Annotated in this window: 22 protein-coding genes; 7 read left to right on the plus strand and 15 right to left on the minus strand. The window is 62.9% G+C overall.

Features of this window, described 5'->3' with window-relative positions; all coding sequences use genetic code 11:
* Window positions 1-93 precede the first annotated feature (93 nt).
* Both uvrB and ABJO61_RS14825 read right to left on the minus strand, forming a co-directional pair.
* Complete coding sequence (gene uvrB, locus ABJO61_RS14820; protein WP_348326681.1) at window positions 94-2,415, minus strand: excinuclease ABC subunit UvrB; 2,322 nt, start codon at window positions 2,413-2,415, stop codon at window positions 94-96.
* Between the two features lie 102 nt (window positions 2,416-2,517).
* Window positions 2,518-2,772: a hypothetical protein gene (locus ABJO61_RS14825; protein WP_348326683.1), complete on the minus strand. Its 255-nt coding sequence runs from the start codon at window positions 2,770-2,772 to the stop codon at window positions 2,518-2,520.
* Window positions 2,773-2,889: 117 nt separating this feature from the next.
* On the opposite strand from ABJO61_RS14825, the gene ABJO61_RS14830 reads away from it, so the two are divergent.
* The gene (locus tag ABJO61_RS14830) at window positions 2,890-3,369 is read left to right on the plus strand and encodes a hypothetical protein (protein WP_348326686.1); all 480 of its coding nucleotides are present in this window, start codon (window positions 2,890-2,892) and stop codon (window positions 3,367-3,369) included.
* Window positions 3,366-4,178, plus strand: a complete 813-nt coding sequence (locus ABJO61_RS14835; RefSeq protein WP_348326689.1) for a class I SAM-dependent methyltransferase — start codon at window positions 3,366-3,368, stop codon at window positions 4,176-4,178. Before ABJO61_RS14830 ends, ABJO61_RS14835 begins: the two co-directional genes overlap by 4 nt.
* Here the strand turns inward: ABJO61_RS14835 and ABJO61_RS14840 are convergent.
* The 5 genes from ABJO61_RS14840 to ABJO61_RS14860 form a co-directional block, all read right to left on the minus strand.
* Complete coding sequence (locus ABJO61_RS14840; protein ID WP_348326692.1) at window positions 4,154-4,780, minus strand: TetR/AcrR family transcriptional regulator; 627 nt, start codon at window positions 4,778-4,780, stop codon at window positions 4,154-4,156. The genes ABJO61_RS14835 and ABJO61_RS14840 overlap by 25 nt on opposite strands.
* Window positions 4,770-5,429 (minus strand): TetR/AcrR family transcriptional regulator, encoded by a 660-nt coding sequence (locus ABJO61_RS14845; RefSeq protein ID WP_348326695.1) that lies wholly within the window; start codon window positions 5,427-5,429, stop codon window positions 4,770-4,772. Before ABJO61_RS14845 ends, ABJO61_RS14840 begins: the two co-directional genes overlap by 11 nt.
* A 183-nt stretch (window positions 5,430-5,612) precedes the next feature.
* Window positions 5,613-6,260: a class GN sortase gene (locus tag ABJO61_RS14850; RefSeq protein WP_348326698.1), complete on the minus strand. Its 648-nt coding sequence runs from the start codon at window positions 6,258-6,260 to the stop codon at window positions 5,613-5,615.
* Window positions 6,209-8,491 (minus strand): marine proteobacterial sortase target protein, encoded by a 2,283-nt coding sequence (locus ABJO61_RS14855; protein ID WP_348326701.1) that lies wholly within the window; start codon window positions 8,489-8,491, stop codon window positions 6,209-6,211. Before ABJO61_RS14855 ends, ABJO61_RS14850 begins: the two co-directional genes overlap by 52 nt.
* A 176-nt stretch (window positions 8,492-8,667) precedes the next feature.
* A complete protein-coding gene (locus ABJO61_RS14860) occupies window positions 8,668-10,191 on the minus strand; it encodes a PLP-dependent aminotransferase family protein (protein ID WP_348326704.1) in 1,524 nt (507 codons plus the stop codon).
* A 110-nt stretch (window positions 10,192-10,301) separates the two neighbouring features.
* On the opposite strand from ABJO61_RS14860, the gene ABJO61_RS14865 reads away from it, so the two are divergent.
* Together ABJO61_RS14865 and ABJO61_RS14870 are read left to right on the plus strand one after the other, a co-directional pair.
* Window positions 10,302-10,916, plus strand: a complete 615-nt coding sequence (locus ABJO61_RS14865) for a pyridoxamine 5'-phosphate oxidase family protein (protein ID WP_348326707.1) — start codon at window positions 10,302-10,304, stop codon at window positions 10,914-10,916.
* Between the two features lie 74 nt (window positions 10,917-10,990).
* Complete coding sequence (locus ABJO61_RS14870) at window positions 10,991-12,193, plus strand: pyridoxal phosphate-dependent aminotransferase (protein ID WP_348326710.1); 1,203 nt, start codon at window positions 10,991-10,993, stop codon at window positions 12,191-12,193.
* Between the two features lie 80 nt (window positions 12,194-12,273).
* Here ABJO61_RS14870 and ABJO61_RS14875 read toward each other — a convergent pair whose 3' ends face one another.
* Window positions 12,274-13,086, minus strand: coding sequence for a M48 family metallopeptidase (locus tag ABJO61_RS14875; protein WP_348326713.1), 813 nt, complete (start codon window positions 13,084-13,086; stop codon window positions 12,274-12,276).
* A gap of 180 nt (window positions 13,087-13,266) precedes the next feature.
* Here ABJO61_RS14875 and ABJO61_RS14880 point away from each other — a divergent pair, with 180 nt between their 5' ends.
* Both ABJO61_RS14880 and ABJO61_RS14885 read left to right on the plus strand, forming a co-directional pair.
* On the plus strand, window positions 13,267-13,734 hold the full coding sequence (locus tag ABJO61_RS14880) for a Dps family protein (RefSeq protein ID WP_348326716.1): 468 nt from the start codon (window positions 13,267-13,269) through the stop codon (window positions 13,732-13,734).
* Window positions 13,735-13,806: 72 nt separating this feature from the next.
* Complete coding sequence (locus ABJO61_RS14885; protein ID WP_348326719.1) at window positions 13,807-14,475, plus strand: HAD family phosphatase; 669 nt, start codon at window positions 13,807-13,809, stop codon at window positions 14,473-14,475.
* Between the two features lies 1 nt (window position 14,476).
* Here ABJO61_RS14885 and trxB read toward each other — a convergent pair whose 3' ends face one another.
* The 5 genes from trxB to ABJO61_RS14910 all read right to left on the minus strand — a co-directional run bounded on the left by trxB (window position 14,477) and on the right by ABJO61_RS14910 (window position 20,407).
* The gene (gene trxB / locus ABJO61_RS14890) at window positions 14,477-15,481 is read right to left on the minus strand and encodes a thioredoxin-disulfide reductase (protein WP_348326722.1); all 1,005 of its coding nucleotides are present in this window, start codon (window positions 15,479-15,481) and stop codon (window positions 14,477-14,479) included.
* 121 nt (window positions 15,482-15,602) lie between these two features.
* A complete protein-coding gene (locus tag ABJO61_RS14895) occupies window positions 15,603-16,208 on the minus strand; it encodes a peroxiredoxin (protein ID WP_348326725.1) in 606 nt (201 codons plus the stop codon).
* Window positions 16,209-16,578: 370 nt separating this feature from the next.
* A complete protein-coding gene (locus ABJO61_RS14900; protein WP_348326728.1) occupies window positions 16,579-18,558 on the minus strand; it encodes a hypothetical protein in 1,980 nt (659 codons plus the stop codon).
* A gap of 21 nt (window positions 18,559-18,579) precedes the next feature.
* Complete coding sequence (locus tag ABJO61_RS14905) at window positions 18,580-19,233, minus strand: 2OG-Fe(II) oxygenase (protein WP_348326731.1); 654 nt, start codon at window positions 19,231-19,233, stop codon at window positions 18,580-18,582.
* Window positions 19,234-19,417: 184 nt separating this feature from the next.
* A complete protein-coding gene (locus ABJO61_RS14910) occupies window positions 19,418-20,407 on the minus strand; it encodes a mitochondrial fission ELM1 family protein (protein WP_348326734.1) in 990 nt (329 codons plus the stop codon).
* A gap of 140 nt (window positions 20,408-20,547) precedes the next feature.
* Between ABJO61_RS14910 and ABJO61_RS14915 the strand changes: the two genes are divergently transcribed.
* On the plus strand, window positions 20,548-21,033 hold the full coding sequence (locus ABJO61_RS14915; RefSeq protein ID WP_348326737.1) for an Lrp/AsnC family transcriptional regulator: 486 nt from the start codon (window positions 20,548-20,550) through the stop codon (window positions 21,031-21,033).
* A gap of 7 nt (window positions 21,034-21,040) precedes the next feature.
* Here the strand turns inward: ABJO61_RS14915 and greA are convergent, their stop codons facing one another.
* Both greA and carB read right to left on the minus strand, forming a co-directional pair.
* The gene (gene greA, locus ABJO61_RS14920) at window positions 21,041-21,514 is read right to left on the minus strand and encodes a transcription elongation factor GreA (protein ID WP_348326740.1); all 474 of its coding nucleotides are present in this window, start codon (window positions 21,512-21,514) and stop codon (window positions 21,041-21,043) included.
* A gap of 199 nt (window positions 21,515-21,713) precedes the next feature.
* Complete coding sequence (gene carB / locus ABJO61_RS14925; RefSeq protein WP_348326744.1) at window positions 21,714-24,950, minus strand: carbamoyl-phosphate synthase large subunit; 3,237 nt, start codon at window positions 24,948-24,950, stop codon at window positions 21,714-21,716.

Here is a 24,950-nt window from a genome sequence, read left to right on the forward strand (position 1 = left end):
ATGAGATTTAATCTGGCTGGCAATGGCGAGGAAATGCCTCGTTCCTGCCCAGGCTCTCGCTAGAACTTGTTTGATGATGATGAGCCCTCACCCCTACCGCTTCTTGTATTTCCTTGCGCGCGTTCCCGGTTTGCCTGACGTGGAACGGCCCTTGGTGGCCGTGCGGGCGACGCTTTCCTCGACGGCGGACTGGCGGGCCATCGGGTCGTCGGCGATGGCGAGTTCGGTCGCTTCCAGCCGCTTGATCTCGTCGCGGAGGCGGGCGGCCGTTTCGAATTCGAGGTCGGCGGCGGCCTCCTTCATCTTGTGCTCAAGGTCGGCGATATGGGCGCGCAGGTTGTGGCCGATGAAGGCCTGATCGGCGTTACCCGTATCGACGCGGACGTGATCGCGCTCATAGACGCTTTCGAGGATGTCGCCGATGTTGCGGCGGATCGACTCCGGCGTGATGCCGTGTTCCTCGTTATAGGCCTTCTGCTTCTCGCGGCGGCGGTTCGTCTCCGCGATGGCGCGCTCCATCGAGCCCGTGATCTTGTCGGCATAGAGGATGACGCGGCCATCGACGTTGCGCGCGGCGCGGCCGATGGTCTGGATCAATGAGGTCTCGGAACGCAGGAAGCCTTCCTTGTCGGCGTCGAGGATGGCGACGAGCGCGCATTCGGGAATGTCGAGGCCCTCGCGCAGCAGGTTGATGCCGATCAGCACGTCGAAGGCGCCGAGGCGGAGATCGCGAAGGATCTCGATGCGCTCCAGCGTGTCGATGTCGGAATGCATGTAGCGGACGCGGATGCCCTGCTCATGCATGTATTCGGTGAGGTCCTCGGCCATGCGCTTGGTCAGCGTGGTGACGAGGACGCGCTGGCCCTTCGCCGCGACCTCGTGGCACTCGGCGATCAGGTCGTCGACCTGCGTGGCGACGGGGCGAATGATCGTCGGCGGGTCGATGAGGCCGGTGGGGCGGATGACCTGTTCGGTGAAGACGCCGCCGGTCTGGTCCATTTCCCAGGGGCCGGGCGTCGCCGACACGAAGACCGATTGCGGGCGCATCGCGTTCCACTCCTCGAAGCGCATCGGACGGTTGTCCACGCAGGAGGGCAGGCGGAAGCCGAATTCCGCGAGCGTCGATTTGCGCTTGTAGTCGCCCCGGAACATGCCGCCGATCTGGGGGATCGTGACGTGGCTTTCATCGGCGAAGACGAGCGCATTGTCGGGGAGATATTCAAAGAGGGTGGGCGGCGGCTCGCCGGGCTTGCGGCCCGTGAGGTAGCGCGAATAGTTCTCGATGCCCGCGCAGCTCCCCGTCGCCTCCATCATCTCGATGTCGAACTGGGTGCGCTGTTCGAGGCGCTGGGCTTCGAGCAGCTTGCCCTGGCCTTTCAGCTCCTGAAGGCGGACCTGAAGGTCGTGCTTGATCTCCTCCATCGCCTGATTGAGGGTCGGGCGCGGCGTGACGTAATGCGAGTTCGCGTAGAGCTTCACTTCCTTGAAGTTGTCGGTCTTGTGGCCGGTCAGCGGATCGAACTCCGCGATTTCCTCGACCTCGTCGCCGAACAGCGAGATACGCCAGGCGCGATCCTCGTAATGCGCGGGGAAGACCTCGACCGTGTCGCCGCGCACACGGAAGGTGCCGCGGCCGAAGGCCTGATCGTTGCGCTTGTACTGGAGGGCGACCAGATCGGCGATGAGCTGCTTGCGGTCGAGCCGCTCGCCGAGCTTCACGCCGAAGGTCATGGCCGAATAGGTTTCGACCGAGCCGATACCGTAGATGCAGGAGACCGAGGCGACGATGATGACGTCGTCGCGCTCCAGCAGCGCGCGCGTGGCGGCGTGGCGCATGCGGTCGATCTGCTCGTTGATCGAGCTTTCCTTCTCGATATAGGTGTCCGTGCGGGGCACATAGGCCTCGGGCTGGTAGTAGTCGTAGTAGGAGACGAAATATTCGACCGCGTTTTCCGGGAAGAAGCTCTTGAACTCGCCATAGAGCTGGGCGGCGAGCGTCTTGTTCGGCGCGAGGATCAAGGCCGGGCGCTGCGTGCGCTCGATCACCTGCGCCATTGTGTAGGTCTTGCCCGAGCCGGTGACGCCGAGAAGGACCTGCTCGCGGTCGCCCTCGCCGATGCCCTTGACGAGATCCTCGATGGCGGTCGGCTGGTCGCCGGCGGGCTGGTATTCGGAGACGAGGTTGAAGCGGTGGCCGCCTTCGGATTTTTCCGGGCGCTCGGGGCGATGGGGCGCGAAAAGGGGCCAGTTGGCGGGGTCGCCCTGCAGCGCGCCCGCCCATGTATCGCGATCGGGCGCGAGGCCGCCCTCCGGCACGAAATTCGCGCCGGGCGCTTCCGACAGACCGGACGGTTTCCGGGGCAGCGGCCGTTCCGAGCCGCGCCCAAAGCTTTTGGGGCCGTTATTGTGTGCCATGCGCACAATATGGCGCGACTCTGCCCCGGATCAAAGGGGCGGGCGGGGCGCTGCTGACAGTTTTGGACCTGTCTGGTTTGGAACTGGCCGGTGCGGCCGGGCTCAGGGGGTTTCGGCCGCGGCCGGGGGCTCGTCGTTCCAGCCTTCCGAGGGGTTTTCGGTGGCGGTGTAGGGCGGGTTGCCATCGCCATCCGCTCGCCCGGTTTCCGCATCGAGCGTGGGCGGGCCGAAGAAGGCCCAGGCAATGGCGAAGAGCAGGATCAGGGCCGCCGCAAAAGAGATGAAGAGCACATAGCGGGTGCCTGTTCCGGTTACGCCTTGCCGGGCATCGTCGGTCTGCTTTTCCGGGCCTGCCATGTTCCTGCCTTTCGTTCGTTTCGCTTCGAAAGAGGGAGTTAGCGCGGATTCGGGCAGCGGCAAGGCCTGCGCTCTCGCGGCTTTCCATAGCGTGTGGCATCTGCAATTCTCGGCCCCATGAGCGAAGCCGACATGATTCCGCCTGTGCCGGAGAACCCCGTTTCTTCCGGCGCGCACTGGACGATCTATCTGCCGACGATGGTCGTGGCGGTGACATGGGCCATTGTCTATTTCTGGGCGGAATGGCGCGAGCCGCCGCTGCTTGCCATCGGGGGCATCGCGCTGGCGGTCGAATCCGTGGTGGTTCCGCTGCTTCTCGGTCATGCGCTGCTGCGCGCGCGTGTGCTCCGGGCGGTGATGGCGGGGGGTGAATTGCGGGTCGAGCAGGGCTTTCCGTTCCGCCGCGCGCTGCGGCTCGATGCGGGGGAGCTTGCCCTGGCGCAAGTGCGGCGCTCTTTTGCGCAGCGCCGGTTCGGCGGCGGGGCGCTGGCGCTGATCGAACGGAACGGCAAGCGCCATCTCATCGCCGATCTCGCAGAGCCCGAAGCACTTGCGGCCGCGATCAACGAAACCAACAGAAGAAGAGACGCCGCATGAGCCAGATGCTGGACTTCGATGACAATGCCGCCCGTGCGATGGAGGCGATGTATCTGACGCCCGACGTGGTGGGGCAGCGCGCGAAGGTGATCGACATGCTGGCGCCCGTGCCGGGGGAGCATGTGCTCGATATCGGCGTCGGGCCGGGGCTGCTGGCTTACGACATGGCGCGCATGGTGGGCGAGGGCGGACGGCTGGCGGGCCTCGATGCGTCGGCGGCGATGCTGAAGGTGGCGCGCACGCGGCTGGCGGCGCTGCCGCAGGCGGAGTGCATTCAGGGCGATGCGGCAGAGCTGCGCTTTCCCGACGAAAGTTTCGACATCGCGGTGTCGACGCAGGTGCATGAATATGTCGCGGATATGGGCAAGGCGCTGAAGGAGCTTCATCGCGTGGTGAAGCCGGGCGGGCGGACGCTCATTCTCGATACGGACTGGCGCAGCGTCGTCTGGCATTCATCGGATCAGGCGCGCATGGACCGGGTGCTTCTGTGCTGGGACGACCATCTTGCCGATCCGCATCTCCCGGCGACGCTTGGCGCGCGGATGCGCAAAGCCGGTTTCCGGGTGCTGCGCGTCGAGATCGTGCCGATGCTGTCGCCGCAGTGGCAGCCCGTTTCCTATGCGGCGGGCATCATGAAGAGTATTCGCGGATATGCGATGGCAAACGGCGAGCGGCACGGGCTTTCGGGCGAGGAAGTGCAGGCCTGGTATGACGACCAGCTGAGGCTCGCCGAGCGCGGCGAATTCTTTTTCAGCGTCAACCGCTATGCGTTTCTGGGCGTTCGTCAGGCGGCGGTTTCGGCGCCGTAAAGCTTGAGCCAGGCGTCGATGATGGCGTGGATCTTCTCGTCCGTATCGGGTGGGAGCGTCACGCTCGCGTCGAACAAGGCGGACCAGACGAATACTTCCTTCAGCATACCTGCGCAGATGCGGACGCTAAAGGCGCTGTCATGGGGACGGAGTTTGCCCTGCTCGATGAGCGTATCGATCTGCGCGCGGAGGGAAGCGTTACGCCTGTTGCCGAGGATCTCGTACATCTCGTTTGCAAGGCCGGGCGCGCCCGGCACTTCCGCAATGACGATACGCATGAGGGCGTTGCCGTCTTCCTCGAACTGCAAGGCGAGGTAGGCGCGGCAAAGCTTGTGGAGGGCTTCGCGCGCGGAATCCTTCGGATCGTGGACGCCACTATAATCGCCCGCGCCTTGCGCGGACTCCTTCACCACCGCCGTGAAAAGAGCTTCCTTCGACGAAAAATGCTTGTAGAGCGTCGCCGTCGATACATCCGCATCGCGCGCGATCTCGGCCATGCCAGCGCCGCTATAGCCGTTGGTCAGAAAATTCTTGCGCGCAGCCCCCAGTATGGAGCTGCGTTTCTGGGCGCTGATTCTTCGGCGATGTGTCTCAAGTCCCACGCGTGTTTTCCTGTATCCGATCGCGTTCGAGCGGCCGGGCCGCATAGAGGTCGAGGTAGGCGTCGATGCAGGCCTCAAGTTTTCTGTCCATGTCTTCGGACCGCTTGAAATCGAGCGCGAAGAGTGACGGCCAGACGACAAACTCCTTCACCATGCCTGCGAGGTGGAGAGCGCTGGACTGTGTGTCGTGGGGTTTCAGCTCCCCTCGCGCGACGAGCGAATCCACAACTGCCTGAAGCTGCCGATAGCGTTCGAGAACGCCGTTCTCATAGACTTCGCGGGCGAGATGCGGTGCGGACGGTACTTCGGCAATCACGACACGGAGCAGATCGTTCATCTGCTCGTCAAATTGCAGGCGCGTATAGACAAGGGCGATATTGTGCAGAACTGTGCGCGCCGGTTTACCCGGGGCGTCTACAAAAATCGTGGCCTCGGTGCCCGCATATGCCTCGTGAACCACTGCCGCGAAAAGCATCTCCTTGGATGCGAAATGCTTGTAGAGAGTTGCTGTCGAAACATCCGCTTCCCTGGCGATTTCCGCCATTGCAGCGCGGCTGTATCCGTCCCGGAGGAAATTTGTACGGGCGGCTTTCAGTATGGCCGCGCGTTTCGTTTCGCTGACCGATTTTCTGTATGTTGCCAATCCCAAGTTCAGGCTGCCTCCCCATCGACCGCTAAGAGTCCTTATTTTACCCAATATTACCCAATACGTCGAAATACATGCAGACGGTCAAGGACAATTCGGAAAACCGCCGTCTTGGTTTGCGGTGTAGAAATGTGGTTTTCAATAACTACGCATGCGAACTAACTGCGGATCATTTCTTTTCTGATTTCAGCTCGCATCTGGAGATGCATCCGCAACCACCACATAACGCAACGTCCCGTTTTCGCGCGCATCGAAAGGGAAGCATGTAACAAGGGCAATTCCGAAGCCCGCATGCGGATCGATGTGTGAGTTATCTTGCTCAACGACACGTGCATGACGCACGGTAAAGCGATGCGATATGCCGTCGCGCGTCGTCACAATGACTGCATCGTCACTCTTCACTGATCGCAAAAAAGTGAAGTGCGTGTCGCGATGACCGGCAATTACCGAAGTGCCGGGCTGCCCGGGTTCGGGCGAACCGAAAAGATGACCGGGCCCAAAGGCGAGCGCTTCGCCGCTCGTCCCTGCAAGGACGATCTGGCTCATGCCCTGCGAAGGAATCTCAAGTTTGGCGACGGGCCATGTGTCCGCCCAGGGCCACGCCTTGTGCGGCTTCCCGTCCGCGATGGTCCGTTGCCATGCGCGGTCGAGCAGAAGCTGCGCCACTTCCGCCTTTGCCTTGATGTAGACGCCCTGGCCGAGCTGCCAGAAACCGAAGCCGAGGCAGGCAAAAATGGCGGCGGCCCAGCAAAGGGCCACCGCCTTTCCCTTGAAGCGCGCGCTCACCGGCTGCGCCTCGCCCAGGCGGTCGCCGCCCAGTGACGCTGGAGCCACCAGAGCGCGCCGAGTGCGATGGCGAGAAGCAGCGCGATGATGCCGGAATGGATCAGCGCAGGCGCATCGGTGGCCGTTTGCGGCAGCGCCATGCCCGGTCCGCGGTCCGCGGCGGGAGCGGGAGCCGCGAGAACCGCGGCATATTGCGCAGACCCCTTTTGCAAGGCCGCACGCTGCATCGGCGATACAGCCTGTTCTCCGAAGACCTTGTCGTAGTCCCAGCCTTCGGGAAGGTTCACCGGCATATCCTTCGCGGTGAGTTTTTCACCGTCCGGGCGCGACGGGGTCACATCCACCGCGACGAGACTCGTCAGGCGGCTGACAAGGTGATGTTCGAGCGCGACTTTCAGAATCGAGGAGTCGTTCTCTTCCCAGTTGCCTGCAATGCGGGCATCGGCTTCGAGCTGTTCGATCTTGCGGCGGGCCCAAAGCTTGCCAATTCCGGCGCGGGCCTCACCCTTGCCGACCGCCATGCGGACTTCCCAGGGTTCGCCCGCAACGTCGCCGCGCAGTATCAGCGTGCCTTTCGCCTGCGGCATGCGGGCAGAGAGGACCACGGGTTCGCCCTTGTAGAGATCGGGCACGGGATTCGGCCAGCTCTCGGTGGTGTGGCCATCGGGCCAGGTGGCGGTGATGTTGGTCATCACCGGGCTGCCGAGCTTTTCAAAAAGCTCGCTCATCCGCTCGACGACCTGTTGCTCGTTGCCGATATGGGTGAAGGTGCCGCGCCCTGCTTCCGACGCGCGGGTCATGAAGTAGCTGTTCGGCGCAGAGCCGATGCCGACGGTGAAGAGGCGCGAGCGGCCGAGATTCGTGGTGATCTCGCTGAAGAGCTCACGTTCGTTGGTGATGGCGCCGTCCGTCAGGAAAACGACCTGGCGAACCCTGTCCGTGCCATGTGACTGACGGTCAGTCAGTGCGGCGCGAAGAGCGGGCAGCATCTCGGTGCCGCCATTTGCTTCGAGGCTCTTCACGAATTTCTTCGCCACAGCGAGGTTTTCGCCGTGAGCGGGAACGGCGTCCGGGAAGAGCACCGTCAGGGTGTCGTCGAAACGGATGACGTTGAACGTGTCGCCGGGCTTCAGGCGGTCGAGCGCCCAGAGCAGGCTTTCCTTTGCCTGATCCATCGAGGGGCCGGACATGGAGCCTGAATTGTCGATAACGAAGACCGCCTCGCGCGGCTTCGTTTCCGGCTGAACGTCGCCGGAGGGCGGCGTGAGCATGACGAGGAGATAGTCCTCATTGCCGACCCGTTCGCGGAAGAGGGCGGCGGTGGGGGCCTTTGCGGCAGCGGGCTTCCAGGTAAGTTCGAAATCCTTGTCTGCCGGAACGAGTTCTTTCTTGAGGGCGATGGTGGCGGCATTTTTGCCGCCGCGCTCGATGGTCACATCATGATGCGGGCTCTTCACCTCGCCGAGCGGGAAGCCCGCATCGAGCGAGACCTTGAGGCTCACAGGGTTCACCTTGCCTGCTTCGGGATGCAGGACCGGCGGCTGTTCCAGCGTGTCTTTTTCCTCGGGGGGCAGCACTTCGCCCCAACCGCTTTCGCCGGGCGTGAAGTCGACAAACCGCGGATCGGCTTCTTTCGGCGTGTAGCGCGGTGCAACGACCATGGGGAAGCGGAGGGAGAAGGTGTCGCCCTCGCGATGCGCCGTCTGCTGATATTCGATCTGGACGACAATGGTCTCGCCCGGTCCGATATTGGCGACGGAGTTGGTGAAGACATTTGGGCGCTGCTGTTCGACGAGACTGGCCTTCTTGCCTGCGGCCTTGGCTTCTTCGTAGATCTGCCGGGCTTCCTGCTTTTCCTTGATCCTGCCTTCGATCACGCGGTCACCGATCACCATTTTCAGGGTGTCGACGGCGGAATCCTCCGGCAGCGGAAAGATGTATTTGCCCTCGACCCAACTATCGCCGGGGTTGATGAAGCGCTGTGTGACGCGGGCACGGGCGATGGGGCCCGAGACGTCGATCTTCACATCGGTCGCGAGAAGGGGCGCGGGCACATATTTGCCGGGCTCCTTCGTGTTGAAGAGAAGGGCGCCGCTCTCGATGTCGTTCAGTGTCACGAGACCGGCGGGCACCGGTGCGGCGGAGGTTTCCGCCCAGGCATGGCGGACCAGGCCGGCGAGTAAAAGAAGAACAAGACAGATAAATGTCAGAACGAATGCAAGTCGATGGGACCAGCCGCGCGGACCCGCACCGGCTGTGTTTCGTGAGATGGTGGACATGGTATTCCCCGCGTTTTTGAGACGGTCCGAGGCAAGCCCTCCTCAGACGGACAAAGTGTCGCGGGGAAATGGGGCAGAAGGGGTCAGGAAAGGGGACGAGAGCGGACCGATTTTGAGGCCATTTTGTGTTCAAGCCTGTTCACACAGGCGCAAGCCTTCGTCCGCCTACGGAAATCTCACGGATAACGGGGCGCACCGGCAGCGCGAAGGACGTCCGCCAGACTTGCCGCCGCATGTTTGAGTTCCGCCTCGGGCACCGAGGCGTAGCCCATATAAAGGCCGGGACGGCCTTCTTCCAGCCGGTAAAGCGATAGGGGGCTCACATGGAGCCCTGCCTTCATCGCGGCTTCAGCGAGCGCCCGGTCATCCGCGCTTTCGGGGAGGAAGGCGGAGAGCTGGAGGCCGCCTTCGCCGGGCGCGGCGCGCAGAAAGGGCGAGAGCTCATCTTCGAGCGCGGAAAGCACGACCGAGCGCCGCTCCGCATAGAGCGCGCGCATCCGGCGGACATGACCGCCGTAATGGCCTTCGCCGATGAAATCCGCCAGCGCGGCCTGCATGGCGGCAGGGGGCACATGGCCGCTGATGCGGATGGCCGTGCCGAAGGCGTCGACCAGATGCTCGGGCACGATCAGGTAGCCGATCTTGAGGGCGGGGAAGAGCGTCTTTGCGAAGGTGCCCATGTAGGTGCCCATGTAGATGACAGCACCGCCGCGATCGAGCCCCTGCAAAGAGGCGATGGGCCGGCCCTGATAGCGATATTCACTGTCGTAATCGTCTTCGACGATCCATGCGCCGCAGCAGGCCGCATGGTCGAGCAGGGCGAGGCGGCGTTGCAGGGAAAGCGTGGCGCCAAGCGGGAACTGGTGCGAGGGCGTGACATAGATGAGGCGGGGCGAGGCATGACGCCCGATCCCTGCGGCAACGTCGAGCCCTTCCTCATCCACCGGCACGGGCACGAGCGAGGCGCCAGCGCCAGAGAGCGCGCCCCGTGCGCCGAGATAGCCGGGATCTTCCACCCATACGGGGTCGCCCGGATCGAGCAACATGCGGGCCGCAAGGTCGAGCGCTCCTTGTGCGCCGACCGTGACGATGACCTGCTCCGGCGAACAGGTGACGCCGCGCGCCGCGCCCGCATAGGCGGCAATGGCTTCGCGCAGTGCGGGGAGGCCGATGCCGACCTCGTAGCCGAAGAGATTGCTGCGTGTGTCGCGTGAATGGCGTGCGAGAAGGCGGCTCCAGAGCAGGGCGGGAAATTGTTCGATGGCGGGAAGCCCATGCTGGAAGGCGCGGCCCCGGCCACGCTCATAGAAGGGAGTGAGACGGCGAATGGCGGAGAGGCTTGTGCCGCGCTTCGAAAGGCTTCGTATGTTTGCTCCCGGCCTGTCTTGCGGGGAGCACGGCTTTGCCTGCCGGTCGAGCTGCAACAGGCTGTCCGGCAGGATGGCGGCAACTCGCGTGCCGGCGCCGACCTGGCCTTCGAGATAGCCTTCGGCGGCAAGCTGCTCATAGGCGGCCAGCACGGTATTGCGGCCGACGCCGAGTTCGCCCGCCAACATGCGCGAGGAGGGGAGACGGCCGCCCGGACGCAGGCGGCCGGCAAGGATCGCCTCACGCAGCGCCTCATAGAGCTGGCGGTAGAGCGGCACTTCGGCGCTGCCGTCGAGTGCAATGGCGCCGAGGGGCAGGGGACTCGCGGGCATGGATTGTCTCCCGATCAACTGGCTCCATTATGTTTCAATTATTGGACCTTTTGACAGAGCCATTTTGGGCAAATAGTCCGGGCCGCAATACCGGAGAAGGACCATTCAAAATGAGCGATTACCAGACGTCAGAGCCATTCCGGGTGAGGCAGGCACCGAAGCGGGCCGCCTATGACCGCGAGACGGTTCACGCCATTCTCGACGCAGGCTATGCGGCGCATGTTGCCTTCGTGACGGAGGCGGGGCCCGTGGCGCTGCCGATGTTCTATGTGCGCGACGGCGAGAGCGTGCTCGTTCATGGCTCGCGGAAAAGCCGCTTCATGCGGATGCTGGGGGCGGGACTGCCCGTCTGCCTGACGGTCACGCATGTGGACGGGCTGGTGCTGGCGCGTTCGGCCTTTCATCATTCGATGAACTATCGTTCGGTCATGGCGCATGGTGTCCCGGAGATCGTGCCGGAGGAAGAGAAGGCGCGGGCGCTTGACCTTTTCACGCGGCGCGTCCGGGAAGGGCGCTCGCTGGAGGCGAGGCCGGCCAATGCGCAGGAGACGAAGGCGACCGCCGTGCTGCGGCTGGCGCTTGCCGAGGTGGTGGCGAAGGTGCGAACGGGCGGCCCGCTTGACGACGCGGAAGACATGGATCTGCCGGTCTGGGCGGGCGTGATTCCGATGCAGATGACCTTCGGCGAGCCGGTGCGCGATATTGCGCCCGTTGGCGCCGAATAGCCTGTTGCACGTGCGAACGGGCAGGCTTACGTTGCGCCCGTTCCTTTACCCTCTGCCTTCATGGGAGATGTCACATGGGCTTTATCTCGGACGCGCTCAACCGCATTCAGCCGTCGGCAACCATTGCCGCCACGCAGAAAGCGCGCGACCTGAAAGCCCTCGGCCGCGACGTGATTTCGCTGGCGGCCGGCGAGCCCGACTTCGACACGCCCGACAACATCAAGGAAGCCGCGATCAAGGCGATCCGCGAGGGCAAGACGAAGTATACGGCGGTGGACGGCATTCCCGAGCTCAAGGCGGCGATCTGCGCCAAGTTCAAGCGCGAGAACAATCTCGACTACGGGCCGCAGCAGGCCTTCGTCGCGCCGGGCGGCAAGCCGATCATCTTCAACGCGATGGTGGCGACGCTGAACCCCGGCGACGAGGTGATCATTCCCGCGCCCTACTGGGTGTCCTATCCCGACATCGTGCTGCTTGCGGGCGGCAAGCCGGTGCCGGTGGAGACGACGCTCGAGGACGGCTTCAAGCTGCAGCCCGAAGCGCTCGAGAAGGCGATTACGGAGAAGACCAAATGGCTCATCTTCAACTCGCCGTCGAACCCGTCGGGTGCGGCCTACAGCCATGACGAGTTGAAGAAACTCACCGATGTGCTGATGAAGCATCCGCATGTGTGGATTCTGACCGACGACATGTATGAGCACCTGACCTATGACGGCTTCAAGTTCGCGACGCCTGCGGAGGTCGAGCCGGGGCTCTATGAGCGCACGCTGACGATGAACGGCGTGTCGAAGGCCTATGCGATGACGGGCTGGCGCATCGGCTATTGCGCCGGGCCGGAGCCGCTCATCAAGGCAATGACGAAGGTGCAGAGCCAGTCGACGTCGAACCCGACCTCAATCAGCCAATATGCTGCCGTCGAGGCGCTGAACGGGCCGCAGGACTTCATTCCCGAGCGGGCAGAGGTGTTCAAGGAGCGCCGCGACCTTGTGGTGTCGATGCTGAACCAGGCGAGCGGCCTGAAATGCCCGACGCCGGAAGGCGCCTTCTATGTCTATCCGTCCTGCGCGGGCTGCATCGGCAAGCAGACGACGGACGGCAAGGTGATCGAGACGGACGAGGATTTCGCGATGGCGTTGATCGAGGCGGAAGGTATTTCCGTCGTGCATGGCGCGGCGTTCGGGCTTTCGCCCTTCTTCCGGATTTCCTATGCGACGTCCACGGAAGAACTGACGGATGCCTGCGAGCGCATCCAGCGTTTCTGCGCGAGCCTGCGCTGAACGAAACCCGACCGGATGTGAAAAGGGCCCCGCAAGCGGGGCCCTTTTTCGTTGTGCCGGTTCATTGTGCCTGCACGGCGTCAGACCTGATAGCCCATTTTCCGTAGCTGCTGCGTGAGGGCGGCGATGCGCGTGCTGTCGGAGGGGTGCGTCGAGGCGAACTCCGGCGGCGGCGCCTTGCTGCCGCGCTGCGACGTCATGTTCTGCCAGAAGCGGAGCGACTGACGCGGATCGTAACCCGCCTTCTGCATATAGGTGACACCGAGCCGGTCTGCCTCCAGCTCATGCGTTCGGGAATAGGGGAGGAGGACACCGAACTGCACGCCCGCGCCGAGGACGGCGGCAATCGTGCCGGCGCCGCTGACATCGCCCGCCTGCAGGGCCACCTGCGCGGCCTGCATGCCGAAACCGGCGGCCATCTGCTGGCTGTAGCGCTCGGCGGAATGGTGCGCGGCGACATGGCCGATTTCGTGGCCGAGCACGGTCGCGAGCTGGTCGTCGTTTTCCATCCGCTTGAAGATGCCTTCGTAGAAACCGACCTTGCCGCCCGGCAGCACGAAGGCGTTGGCTTCATCGCCCTGGAAGACGGTGTATTCCCATGACTGACCCTGGAGGCCGGCGGCCCGAACCAGGGGCGGGCCGGCCTTCTGCAGCCGCCTCGTCAGGCTGGTGTTCTTTGAAACCTTTTGCTCCTTGCGGAGTTGATCCCACGTGGAGGCGGAGAGCTGGGTAATCTGTGCATCCGAGACAAGCAGCAATTGCTGCCGCCCCAGGGCGGGGTTCTGAACGCAGCCCCCGACCGCAACAATGTATCCGGCCGCCAGCCCCTTCACGAGTTGGCGCCGATTGAGTTCGATGGGTTTACGGTCGAGAAACCTGATCGGCGAATCCATGAGTGTCTCCACAGTCGATGGGCATGATCCCAGTTTAGGACAGGCGGGCGCCCACGATAAGCGGGCATTCGGACGATCGTGAAATTGATTTAGAATTATTCTAATATTCCTTGTATTTCGCTGATAAACAACTACGTTTAATTTGCAATCGGAACCAAGCCAAAACCAAGGAGGTGTGAAGTGAAAGTCGATACAGGCATCGCTGCGAATGACAGGAATGAAATTGCCGAAGGGCTCGCGCGTGTACTGGCGGACACCTACACGCTCTACCTGAAGACGCATCATTACCACTGGAATGTGACGGGTCCGCAGTTCCGCTCGCTGCATCTCATGTTCGAGGAGCAGTATCAGGAACTCTGGGGCGCGACCGACGAAATCGCGGAGCGCATCCGTGCGCTGGGCGAGTACGCGCCGGGCACCTATGCGGAGTTCAGCAAGCTTTCCTCGATCCAGGAGGACAACAGCGTTCCGAGCTCCGACCAGATGGTGAAGAACCTGGTGAAGGGTCATGAGCAGGTCGTCAAGACCGCGCGCGATCTCTTCTCTTCCGCGAGCGATGCGGGCGACGAAGTGACCGCCGACCTCATGGTCCAGCGTATGCAGGCCAGCGAAAAGACCGCCTGGATGCTTCGCAGCACCGTTGAGTGAGCGGCGGCCGGCGTAACCGCCGGTCATCAAATGTGATATCGAAAGCGCCATGATCGCGGATATAACCCGGTCATGGCGTTTTCCTTTTCTCCCTCTCTGGTGATTTTCGATTGCGACGGCGTGCTGGTCGACACCGAGCCGGTGGCGAACCGTGCGCTTGCGCGGTTTCTGGGCGAGTGCGGCTACGAGATTTCCTATGAGGAATGCCGCCGCCTCTTCGTCGGCCGCACCATGCAAGCCGTGCAGGAACATGTGGAGGACGCGCTTGGCCGCCCGCTTGGCAGCGACTGGCCAGCGCGCATTCGCGACGAAACGCTGAAGGCGTTTGCGCAAGGCATAGAGCCGGTTGCGGGGGCGCGCGAGGTGCTGGAGGCACTGGCCGCGCGGGAGAAGCCCTGCTGCGTGGCATCCTCCGGCAGGTTCGAGAAGATGCGCTTCACGCTGGGCGCGACGGGGCTGTTACCGCTGGTGGAGGATGTTCTCTTCAGTGCGGAGGAAGTGGCGCATGGCAAGCCTGCGCCGGACCTCTTTCTTCATGCGGCTGCGCGCATGGGCCATGCACCGGAGAGCTGCCTCGTGATCGAGGACAGCTTGCCCGGTGTGCAGGCGGGCGTTGCCGCCGGCATGTCCGTCATTGGTTATGCGGGCGATCCGATGACCGATGCGGCGGCGCTCAAAAGAGAAGGCGCCCATGTCATTTCCGACGTGAGCGCCTTGCTCGATCTTATTTCTTTCAGATAACTCAGGCGGTTTCGGCTTCGCGCGAGCGTTCCAGCGGGCCGGGGCCTTGCCCCGCCTTCTCGGCATCCTGACCGGCAAGCCAGCGTTCGGTTTCGAGGGCGGCCATGCAGCCCATGCCCGCCGCCGTGACGGCCTGACGGTAGATGTCGTCGGTCACGTCGCCGGCCGCGAAGACGCCGGGGATGCTGGTTGCGGTCGAGTCCGGCGCGGTGACGAGATAGCCGCCTGCCTTCGTCTTGAGCTGATCCCTGAAGAGCTCAGTGGCGGGGGAGTGGCCGATCGCCATGAAGACGCCATCGGCCTTCAACTCGCTCACTTCGCCGGTCTTCACGTTCTTTACGCGTGCGCCGGTGACGCCGGGCGGGTTTTCGGTGCCGACAATTTCCTCAATGGCCGAATCCCAGACCACCTCGATCTTCGGGTGCTTGAAGAGGCGCTCCTGCATGACCTTTTCGGCGCGGAACGTATCGCGGCGATGGATCACCGTCACCTTGCTTGCGAAGTTCGTGAGGAAGAGGGCTTCCTCGACAGCGGAGTTGCCGCCGCCGACGACGAGCACTTCCTTGCCGCGATAGAAGAAGCCGTCGCAAGTCGCGCAGGCGGAGACGCCGAAGCCCTGGAATTTTTCTTCCGAGGGAATGCCGAGCCACTTCGCCTGTGCGCCGGTCGCGATGATCAGGGCGTCGCAGGTGTAGAGCGTGCCGCTGTCGCCCTTCAGCTCGAAGGGGTGCTTCTTCAGGTCGGCGGAGACGATCGTATCGGCGACCATTTCCGTACCCATCGCACGGGCCTGTTCGCCCATCTGCTCCATGAGCCAGGGGCCCTGGATGGCTTCGGCGAAGCCCGGATAGTTCTCGACCTCGGTGGTGATGGTGAGCTGGCCGCCCGGCTGGATACCCTGAATGAGCACCGGCTCCAGCATGGCGCGCGCGGCATAGATCGCGGCGGTGTAGCCAGCGGCGCCGGCGCCAATGATGAGGACTTTCGCGTGTTTTGTATCGGACATGATGTTTCCGTGCGCTTGAGCCGTGAGGCCGGCCGGGTGAGGGGCGGAGGAGCGAGGGGCGGGGCCCGCCGATCTACATAGGGACTATATAGGGTCGGGCAGGCCCCGCCAAAAGAGAGGCTTAGAGCGCCTCGGCGTGGCTGCCGAGATACTTGGCAACGCCTTCGGCGTCAGCCTTCATGCCTTCATCGCCCTTGTTCCAGCCGGCGGGGCAGACTTCGCCATTTTCCTCGTGGAACTGGAGCGCATCGACCATGCGCAGCGCCTCGTCGGCGTTGCGGCCGAGCGGCAGGTCGTTCACGAGCTGGTGGCGGACGACGCCGTCGCGGTCGATGAGGAAGGTGCCGCGAAGGGCCACGCCGTCCTTCTCGATCAGCACGTCATAGTCGCGTGCAATCTGCTTCGTCATGTCGGCAACCATCGGGAACTTGACCGGGCCGAGGCCGCCATCGTTCGGCGCGGTGTTGCGCCATGCGGCATGGGTGAACTGGCTGTCGACCGAGACGGCGACGACCTTCACGTTCATGCCTTCGAATTTCGGCACGCGGTTGGAATAGGCGAGGATCTCCGAAGGGCACACGAAGGTGAAGTCCAGCGGATAGAAGAACACCAGCCCGTAGGAACCGTTGAGGTACGAGCGGAGATTGAAATCCTCGACGATGTCGCCATCCGGCATCACGGCGGCGGCGGTGAAATCGGGGGCCTGTTTGCCTACGAGAACGGCCATATGGAAACTCCTTTGAAACTTTGAACGGGGAGCCCGGGACGGAACCGGGCTTTCCCGTTATTTAGACGCATTCTAAAAATATTTCAAGGGATTTTGCTGCGGTGCGACATGATGTCAGAGGGATTTTTCCAAGGGAAACCGGCTCTTCCGCACCCCTCAAGATGGTGCGGCCAATGCATGGCGGCAAGGCGTGAGAGGGGAATCACCGCAATCGCTTTCTCCCGGCTTCTATTCGCTTAGGCCGCGAGGGTAAACCGCGATTTTGCGCGCCGCGCCATGACAGCACGGGCGCTGTTTCGCGGTTCGGGGCGGAGACAGAAAGGCGCGCATTCATGACGGCGCGAGACGGACAGAAAATTGCCGGTGAGCGTCAGAACCCGAACATGTGATCGAGGCAGAAGCTCTTGTCGCCGTTCACGAGACCGTGGAAGCCGAAGAGGCGGCAGGTCGTGTCGCGGATGATGACATAGCCAGAGCCGCCCATTTTCTCGCGGTCCTCGCGGGAGAAGACTTCCGACAGGCGCCAGTGGAACGAGCCGCCACAGGCGATCTCGATCTTCTGCTCGGCAATGGGTTTGCCGTCCGCGTCATGCAGGATGAGGAGTGTTGTGCTCTTCGGATGCCAGTCGGTCGAGGCAGGGTAGATCAGGTGGCAAAGCGTATCGAGCGCGCCGTCTTCGAGCGCCGGTCCCGCAACGCGCAGGAAGAGGCGCGTGGTGAGCCCCGGCGGCTTGTTGGTGTAGCTCTGCGGCTCGTCCTTGTAGATCACGGCGGTGTTGTAGATATGCGCGCCGAAGATCGTTTCCGCGCGGTGTCCGCTCGACTTCTGCTCGAAGCGGCCGAGCGCGTGCAGCCAGCCATTTGCCTCGCCGCCATCGCGGAAGTCATAGAGAAACTCGACATGGCCATAGCCGGAGGGAAGCTTCAGCGCCTCTTCCGTCATCCATGCCTCGATATCCACCGCAATGCTTTCGCGGCGCGGTATGCGGCCGAGATATTTCGTGGCGATGGTGGTACCGTTTGCATCGATCATCTCGGCACGGAGCGGCATTTCGTGTTCGTCGCGCGCCATCGGCGTCGGCAGCATCACAGTTTCGAACTTGTCGCGCGGCAGGATGGGCAGCGGCATGATGTAGCCCTTGCCCATATGCTTGCCGAGGTTTTCGATCTCCGGGTTCGGCTTCAGGTCCGTGCGCTCGACATTGGCATGTGCGAGGCGGCGCTGGCCTGAACCACGCGTCACCTCGTAACGCGGACGCACGAAATAGCGGCCCGCGACGATTTCGATCTGGTCCGGCCATTTCGCGTCCGGCAGCAGGCTTTCCACGGGAATGCCGCGCGTACCGAAGGGCGGAATTTCGTCCTCGTACCAGGAGACATCCTGGCCGCCCATGACATTCAGGCCAACGGTGCGCGGCGGAATGGGCATGGGATGCGAATTCTGCACGAAGAGCGTCACGCGCTCATCGTCTTCGGCCGACGGCATGCCCGCATAATAGTCGGCGGGCCATGCATTCGCGTCATGGCTGCATGAAAGCGCGAGCCCGTTTTCGCCATACATGTCGAGTGCGTATTTCACGACATCATGGCCCTTGATGCGCACGGCATGGATGAAGAGCGAGCCGGTGAAATCGTCGAGGCCGAAACGCTCACGCACTTCCGCGCTGTCGAGCGTGAAGGGCGCGCCAGCGGCGGGCAGCGTCTCGCGCCATTCGGCGAGCTGGTTTCCCTTCTCGTCGAAGAGGCAGAGCCAGAGTTCCGGGTTCTCCGCCCCATGAAGACCCCAGTAGTTCGCGCTGGCGACGCGGGTGTGGATGCCGTCATGTCCGTTCGCGCCCTTCTTCTCGCGCATGAGCGCGAAGTTGGTCGCGAAGTTCATCGGGTCGAGATAGTTCGACTTGTTGGTGAGCATGTCGTCGGGCAGGCGCATGTCGTCCAGCGTCGCGACATGGGCGCCTTCGGGAAAGACATGCTGGATGGAGGGCAGCGTCTTCTGTGCATCGAATGCGAGGACGAGAACGGCCTTTGCGTTCGACTTGCACATTTCGCTGACGGGCTTCGCCTCATGACCGAGGAAGGCCGATCCCAGATCCTCGATGCGCTGTACGTAATAGCCCGCAACATCGAGACGGCCGAGATCGTAATAGGCGTGGAAGTTGCCGATGGTGCCGGACGGATCGTAGATCGCGACGGGGCCGGCCTTGACGAGACCGGCGATCAGGGCCTGTCCTTTCGGTGCGCTCAGCGGATGGCCGAGCGCCTTGAACAGTGTTGCGCCGCCCGCGTTGTTGCCGGGGCGCCAGCCATGCGAGAGGTCGGCGTTCTTGAAGGTTTCGATCTGCAGGGTCATTGAATTTCCTCGATCTGCGTATCAATAGGCGCCGGACGTTTCGCGCGTGCGCGAAGCGAACGGGTTGAGACGCTTCAGCGTCGAGGTGATGCGATGGCGGCGCTGCTCATGGGCGACGACGTCGACGTCGCGCACCCAGTTCATCTGGATGGCGCGGCGCTGGCCTTCGAAGGGTTCGTGGCCATGCCATGAATTATCCGAGCGCTTGAAGATGAGAAGGGTGCCGCCGTTGGGCGAGACTTCTTCCGCCACGTCGTTGAGATCGGTGCCCGAGCGCAGGACGCGCAACCGCCCGCCGCCTGCTTCCCACTCCTGATTGAGATAGAGCAGAACGGTAATGATCTTCGATTCCGTGTCGGTGTGGATCTTGCCGTTGTTGCGCGCGCAATGGCCGCGGATGGTGAACATGGTCGGGCGGCCCGTGAGGTCGACCTCGAATTTTTCCTCGATTGCCTCGCGGAAGTCGGAGCCGTTCATTTCCTGAAGCAGTTGTTCGAAGCTGCCATAGATGTCGAGTTCGCTGGGCGGAATGGAGCCCGTCGTCTCGATGTTGGGAAAGTCGGCGATCACGCTGTCGAGCGCCTTGCCCGTCACGAAGGCGGGGACCACGAGATATTCGTAAGGGTCCGTCTTTCGCGGGGTGGCGCGCAATGCTTCGATGTCGATCAGGCTCATGATGCCGTTTACCTTTTTGTCGTTCGGCTTCTCGTCCGGCCCGCCGGACCGGTTTGCCGGTCCGTTGCCTTTCCGGGAACTTCCATGTGGTGATCTTGCGAATGACGGGCCAGCCCGCGCAACGATCCCAAATGTCGCGGCATCCAATTGCCGCACCCGATTAACCCTTTTCGGCTTGCGTCTTTTATTGCACGTGCCGCCTCTTGCGGTGCGCCGCGAAGCGAATGGCAATCGCTTCGGCGATCTCATCGGTAGCATTTAATGGGTCGTACTCCCACCTTTCAAGCTGGCCGGTGAAGGGGCGCGCCGCGCCGCTTTCATAAATAGCATCGAGAAAGCGGCGGAACTTCGTCTCCTTGCGCGATTGGCCGCCTTCCAGTTCGATGACATGAACGGGTTTTCCGGTGAAGGCGGCCTCGCCGACCATGTTGACGGAATCGCAGGTGACGATGACAGCGTCGGCAAGCCCGAGGAACCCGAAATAGGGATTGGAGCCGGTTCCATCCCATACGACAGCAGGGCTGTCCTTCAGCGCGTCCTTCAGGATTTGTGTCTGGCGCTCGCCGGTGCGGCGGGAGGGCGTGACCATGAGGCTGGCGCCCTTGTCCGCCACGGCGGCGAGCTTTCCGGCAATGTCTGCCGCCGTTTCCGCGGTCAGGCGGTACACGGAATTTGTACCGCCGATGAGGACGGCGACACGGGGGCGGGGCAGGCGGGCGACCTGCGGTTCGAAAAGCGCAGCCTCCTCCGCAAGACGCGCGCGCGTCAGCCGGTGAGGAGAGACGGCGGTGGAAAGCACATTCGGTCCTTCGAGACGGTCATGGGCGGGTGCCCAGACGAAATCGAAATTCACGGGCGCTATGCGCGGATCCTGGAGCACAATGGTGAATGTTCGCCCCCCTGATTTCCGGCGGATCATCCGCGCATAGGGGATCGACTGGCGGCCCGATGCGATCAGAATGTCCGGCCAGGGCGGGGCGATGTGTTCGTCCGGCTGCGCCGGTCCCCAGGGCGCCATCCATTTCCACGGCGCAGAAGGCGCGACGCGCTTCATTTCAGGCGTGAGGCCGAGCGCCTCGGCAATGCCGATCCCTTGCGTCTCGAAACCTGCCATGCCGTTGGTCAGCACCCAGCAGGTGAGCCTCTGAGGCTCGGCGAGGAGGTTTTTCGGCAATCTCGCCTCTTTTTCGGTCATAATCGTGCGCTGTCGGGTAATTTTATTACTGAATCGGGCTGGTATTCAGAGTAAGTAAAGCGCCGCAAACCACAAGTCACGCCGGAAAGCCCCTGCGGGCGCCGGTTCAAGGAGTGCCCATGAAGCGGGCGAAGCTCGACCATATCGACATGCGAATCCTCGCCGAGCTACAGGCCGACGGGCGAATTACCAATGTCGATCTCGCCTCGAAGGCCGGCATTTCTGCGCCGCCTTGCCTGCGCCGTGTGCGGGCGCTGGAGAATGCCGGCTTCATCAAGGGGTATCATGCCGATCTCGACGGCCGTGCGCTCGGCTTCGAGGTGACGGTTTTCGCGATGGTGGGTCTGCACAGTCAGGCCGAAGCCGACCTCAAGGCCTTCGAGGCGGAGGTCGCGACCTGGCCGCTGGTACGCGAGTGCCACATGCTGAACGGCGAGATCGACTTCATATTGAAGTGCGTCGCGCCGGACCTCTCCACCTTCCAGAGTTTCCTGACGGAAAAGCTCACGCCCGCGCCCAATGTCGCGAGCGTGCGCACCTCCCTCACCATCCGCCGCTCGAAGCACGAGCCGGGTGTGCCGGTGGAAATGCTGGAAGAGGAGTAGGCGAGGCCTAGCCGAAGCGGATTTTCAGGATTTCGTAGCTCTTGCCGCCACCCGGCGTCACGACCTCGACGCTGTCGCCGACGGATTTTCCGATCAGCGCGCGGGCGATGGGGGAGGTGACGGAGACGCGGCCCTTCTTAACGTCGGCTTCGACTTCGCCGACGATCTGGTAGCTCACTTCTTCTTCCGTATCCTCGTCCACGAGGTCGATGGTCGCGCCGAACATCACCGTGTCGCCGGAAAGTTTCGTCACGTCGATGACATCGGCACGGGAAATCTTGTCTTCAAGCTCGGCCACACGGCTCTCATTGAGGCCCTGTTGTTCCTTGGCGGCATGATACTCGGCATTTTCGCTCAGATCGCCATGCGCGCGGGCCTCTGCGATCGCCTTGATGATGCGCGGCCGCTCCACGGATTTCAGAAACCTGATCTCCTCTTCCAGGGACCTGTAGCCCTCGGAAGTCATTGGAATCTTTTCCATTTCTCTCGACGATCTCTCTTGTCTGCGATGCCCCGCAACGAAGAGGCGGGGCGGTTGTCTGTTGTACCTGATGAAAATCCCGCCGGGCTCCCTCTGGGAGCCGTGATTGGCGGGACGTTGGCCCCGATTGTGGGTCAGGGCCTTGGCGCACGTCAAATGCGATTTATGCCGCCTGCCTCGCCCCAGGAGGGGCTGGCAGTCAATAGGACTGGAGCGAGGTCACTTCTAGCTGGCCGCGGCGGATGGCGTCGATCCCTTCCACGGCGGCGCGGGCGCCTGCAACGGTCGTATAATAGGGTACCTTCATCATCAGCGCCGAGCGCCGGAGCGACATCGAATCGGTGAGGGCCTGTGCGCCTTCGGTGGTGTTGAAGACGAGAGCAACCTCACCGTTCTTGATCGCGTCCACGATATGCGGACGGCCTTCTAGCACCTTGTTGATGGTGCCGACATCGAGGCCCTGCTCAGCAAGGAAACGCTGGGTGCCACCGGTCGCGATCAGCTTGAAGCCCATGTCGAGGAGCTTTTTCGCGGGCGCGACGATCTTTTCCTTGTCGCTATCCTTCACGGAGACGAAGACGGTGCCCGAGGTCGGCACCTTGGTGCCGCCGCCGAGCTGGCTCTTTGCGAAGGCAACGGCGAAGCTCTTGTCGAGACCCATGACCTCGCCGGTCGAACGCATCTCCGGCCCGAGCACCGTATCGACGCCGGGGAAACGCGCGAAGGGGAAGACCGCTTCCTTCACCGCGACGCGGCCATGCGCATCCGGCTTCAGGTCGAAGCTGGCGAGCTTCGCACCTGCCATGACCTTCGCGGCGATCTTCGCGACGGGCTCGCCAATCACCTTGGCGACGAAGGGCACGGTGCGTGACGCGCGCGGGTTCACTTCGAGCACGTAGATCGTGCCGTCCTGGATGGCGTATTGCACGTTCATCAGGCCGATGACATTGAGCCCCAGCGCCATGTCGCGGGTCTGGCGTTCGATTTCGTCGATGGTTTCGCGCTTCAGCGAGTAGGGCGGCAGCGAACAGGCGCTGTCGCCGGAATGGACGCCCGCTTCCTCGATATGTTCCATGATGCCGCAGATGACGACATCGGTGCCGTCGCAGAGTGCATCGACGTCCACCTCGATGGCATCGCGCAAATAGCCGTCGATCAGAACCGGGCTCTTGCCCGACACGATTACGGCCTCGTTGATGTAGCGTTCGAGATGCGCCGTATCGCGCACGATCTCCATGCCGCGTCCGCCGAGAACATAGGAGGGGCGGATGACGACGGGATAGCCGATCTTTTCGGCAATCGCCTTTGCTTCCGCGGCGGAGCGGGCAATGCCGTTCGGCGGCTGTTTCAGGTCGAGCTTTTCGAGCAGCGCCTTGAAGCGGTCGCGGTCTTCGGCAAGGTCGATCGCGTCGGGCGAGGTGCCGAGGATCGGCACATGCGCGCGTTCCAGATCGTTTGCGAGTTTCAGCGGGGTCTGCCCGCCGAACTGCACGATGACGCCGGCGAGCGTGCCGTTGGAGCGTTCGAGATCGATCAGCTCAAGCACATCCTCGGCGGTGAGCGGCTCGAAATAGAGGCGGTCGGAGGTGTCGTAGTCGGTGGAGACCGTTTCCGGGTTGCAGTTCACCATGATGCTTTCGATACCGACTTCATCAAGTGCGAAAGCGGCATGGCAGCAGCAATAGTCAAACTCGATGCCCTGGCCGATACGGTTCGGACCGCCGCCGAGGATGATCGCCTTCTTGCGGTCGGTCGGATCGGATTCGCAATCGGCGCGCCCGTCGAAATCCGTCTCGTAGGTCGAATACATGTAGGGCGTAAGGCTTTCGAATTCCGCCGCGCAGGTGTCGATGCGCTTGTAGACGGGACGCACGCCCATTTCGCGTCGCGCCTTGCGGACGGCCTCTTCCTCGCTTCCGGCAAGCTCCGCCAGCCGCGCATCGGAAAAGCCCATCGCCTTCAGGCGGCGCATATCGGCTTTTGTCTGCGGCAGGCCGTTCGCCTTCACGCTTTCTTCCGCGTCGACGAGGCCCTGAAGCTGTTCGATGAACCAGGGATCATAGGAGCAGGCCGCGCGGATCTGGTCATGGCTCATGCCGTGGCGCAGCGCCTGCGCGATGACGAGCAGGCGGTCGGGCGTCGGGCGGCCGAGTGCGGCGCGGATCGCATTCTTGTCGTCGCCTTCGCCCATGCCGGGCACGGTGACTTCGTTGAGGCCGGTGAGGCCCGTTTCCATCGAGCGCAGCGCCTTCTGGAGCGACTCCTGGAAGGTGCGGCCGATGGCCATTGCTTCGCCGACCGATTTCATCGCGGTGCCGAGCAGTTTTTCGGCGCCTGCAAACTTCTCGAAGGCGAAGCGCGGGATCTTCGTTACCACATAGTCGATGGTGGGCTCGAAGCTCGCGGGCGTGACTTTCGTGATGTCGTTCTGAAGTTCATCTAGCGTGTAGCCGACGGCGAGCTTCGCCGCGACCTTCGCAATCGGGAAGCCCGTCGCCTTGGAGGCGAGCGCGGAGGAACGCGACACACGCGGGTTCATCTCGATGACGACGAGGCGGCCATCCTTCGGGTTGACCGCGAACTGCACGTTGGAGCCGCCGGTTTCGACGCCGATCTCGCGCAGCACGGCGAGGCTCGCGTTCCGCATCACCTGATATTCCTTGTCGGTGAGGGTCAGCGCGGGCGCGACGGTGATCGAGTCGCCGGTGTGAACGCCCATCGGGTCCACATTTTCGATGGAGCAGATGATGATGCAGTTATCCGCCTTGTCGCGGACGACCTCCATCTCGTATTCCTTCCAGCCAAGTACGCTTTCCTCGATCAGCACTTCATTGACCGGGCTCGCATCGAGGCCGCTTTCGACGATGTCGTTGAATTCCTGTTTGTTATAGGCGATGCCGCCGCCCGTGCCGCCCATGGTGAAGGAGGGGCGGATGATCGCGGGCAGGCCCACCATCTCCAGCGCCGCCAGCGCATCGTCCATGTTGTGCGCCACTTTCGAGCGCGGGCTTTCAAGGCCGATGCGGTCCATCGCATCGCGGAAGAGCTGGCGGTCTTCCGCCATCTCGATGGCCTCGCGCTTCGCGCCGATCATCTCGACATTGAATTTTTCGAGCACGCCCATGTCGGCGAGCGCCAGCGCCGTGTTGAGCGCGGTCTGACCGCCCATCGTCGGCAGCAGCGCGTCGGGGCGTTCCTTCTCGATGATCTTCGCCACGATTTCCGGCGTGATCGGCTCGATATAGGTCGCGTCCGCGAGTTCCGGGTCCGTCATGATCGTGGCCGGGTTCGAGTTCACGAGGATGATGCGGTAGCCCTCATCCCTCAGCGCCTTGCAGGCCTGCGTGCCGGAGTAGTCGAACTCGCAAGCCTGACCGATAATGATCGGCCCCGCGCCGATGATCATGATGCTCTTTATGTCTGTACGTTTGGGCAT

Origin of the sequence: Parvibaculum sp., assembly GCF_039973015.1 — a bacterium.
GTDB lineage: Bacteria > Pseudomonadota > Alphaproteobacteria > Parvibaculales > Parvibaculaceae > Parvibaculum.

Bases quoted from the DNA above. Each gene is read 5' to 3' on its own strand.
- ABJO61_RS14855 (WP_348326701.1), bottom strand. From the start codon at position 8,491: ATGTCCACCATCTCACGAAACACAGCCGGTGCGGGTCCGCGCGGCTGG.
- ABJO61_RS14905 (WP_348326731.1), bottom strand. From the start codon at position 19,233: ATGAGCCTGATCGACATCGAAGCATTGCGCGCCACCCCGCGAAAGACG.
- ABJO61_RS14915 (WP_348326737.1), top strand. From the start codon at position 20,548: ATGAAGCGGGCGAAGCTCGACCATATCGACATGCGAATCCTCGCCGAG.
- ABJO61_RS14870 (WP_348326710.1), top strand. From the start codon at position 10,991: ATGGGCTTTATCTCGGACGCGCTCAACCGCATTCAGCCGTCGGCAACC.
- trxB (WP_348326722.1), bottom strand. From the start codon at position 15,481: ATGTCCGATACAAAACACGCGAAAGTCCTCATCATTGGCGCCGGCGCC.
- ABJO61_RS14895 (WP_348326725.1), bottom strand. From the start codon at position 16,208: ATGGCCGTTCTCGTAGGCAAACAGGCCCCCGATTTCACCGCCGCCGCC.
- carB (WP_348326744.1), bottom strand. From the start codon at position 24,950: ATGCCCAAACGTACAGACATAAAGAGCATCATGATCATCGGCGCGGGG.
- ABJO61_RS14835 (WP_348326689.1), top strand. From the start codon at position 3,366: ATGAGCCAGATGCTGGACTTCGATGACAATGCCGCCCGTGCGATGGAG.
- ABJO61_RS14860 (WP_348326704.1), bottom strand. From the start codon at position 10,191: ATGCCCGCGAGTCCCCTGCCCCTCGGCGCCATTGCACTCGACGGCAGC.
- ABJO61_RS14900 (WP_348326728.1), bottom strand. From the start codon at position 18,558: ATGACCCTGCAGATCGAAACCTTCAAGAACGCCGACCTCTCGCATGGC.
- ABJO61_RS14865 (WP_348326707.1), top strand. From the start codon at position 10,302: ATGAGCGATTACCAGACGTCAGAGCCATTCCGGGTGAGGCAGGCACCG.
- ABJO61_RS14825 (WP_348326683.1), bottom strand. From the start codon at position 2,772: ATGGCAGGCCCGGAAAAGCAGACCGACGATGCCCGGCAAGGCGTAACC.
- greA (WP_348326740.1), bottom strand. From the start codon at position 21,514: ATGGAAAAGATTCCAATGACTTCCGAGGGCTACAGGTCCCTGGAAGAG.
- ABJO61_RS14875 (WP_348326713.1), bottom strand. From the start codon at position 13,086: ATGGATTCGCCGATCAGGTTTCTCGACCGTAAACCCATCGAACTCAAT.
- uvrB (WP_348326681.1), bottom strand. From the start codon at position 2,415: ATGGCACACAATAACGGCCCCAAAAGCTTTGGGCGCGGCTCGGAACGG.
- ABJO61_RS14830 (WP_348326686.1), top strand. From the start codon at position 2,890: ATGAGCGAAGCCGACATGATTCCGCCTGTGCCGGAGAACCCCGTTTCT.
- ABJO61_RS14885 (WP_348326719.1), top strand. From the start codon at position 13,807: ATGGCGTTTTCCTTTTCTCCCTCTCTGGTGATTTTCGATTGCGACGGC.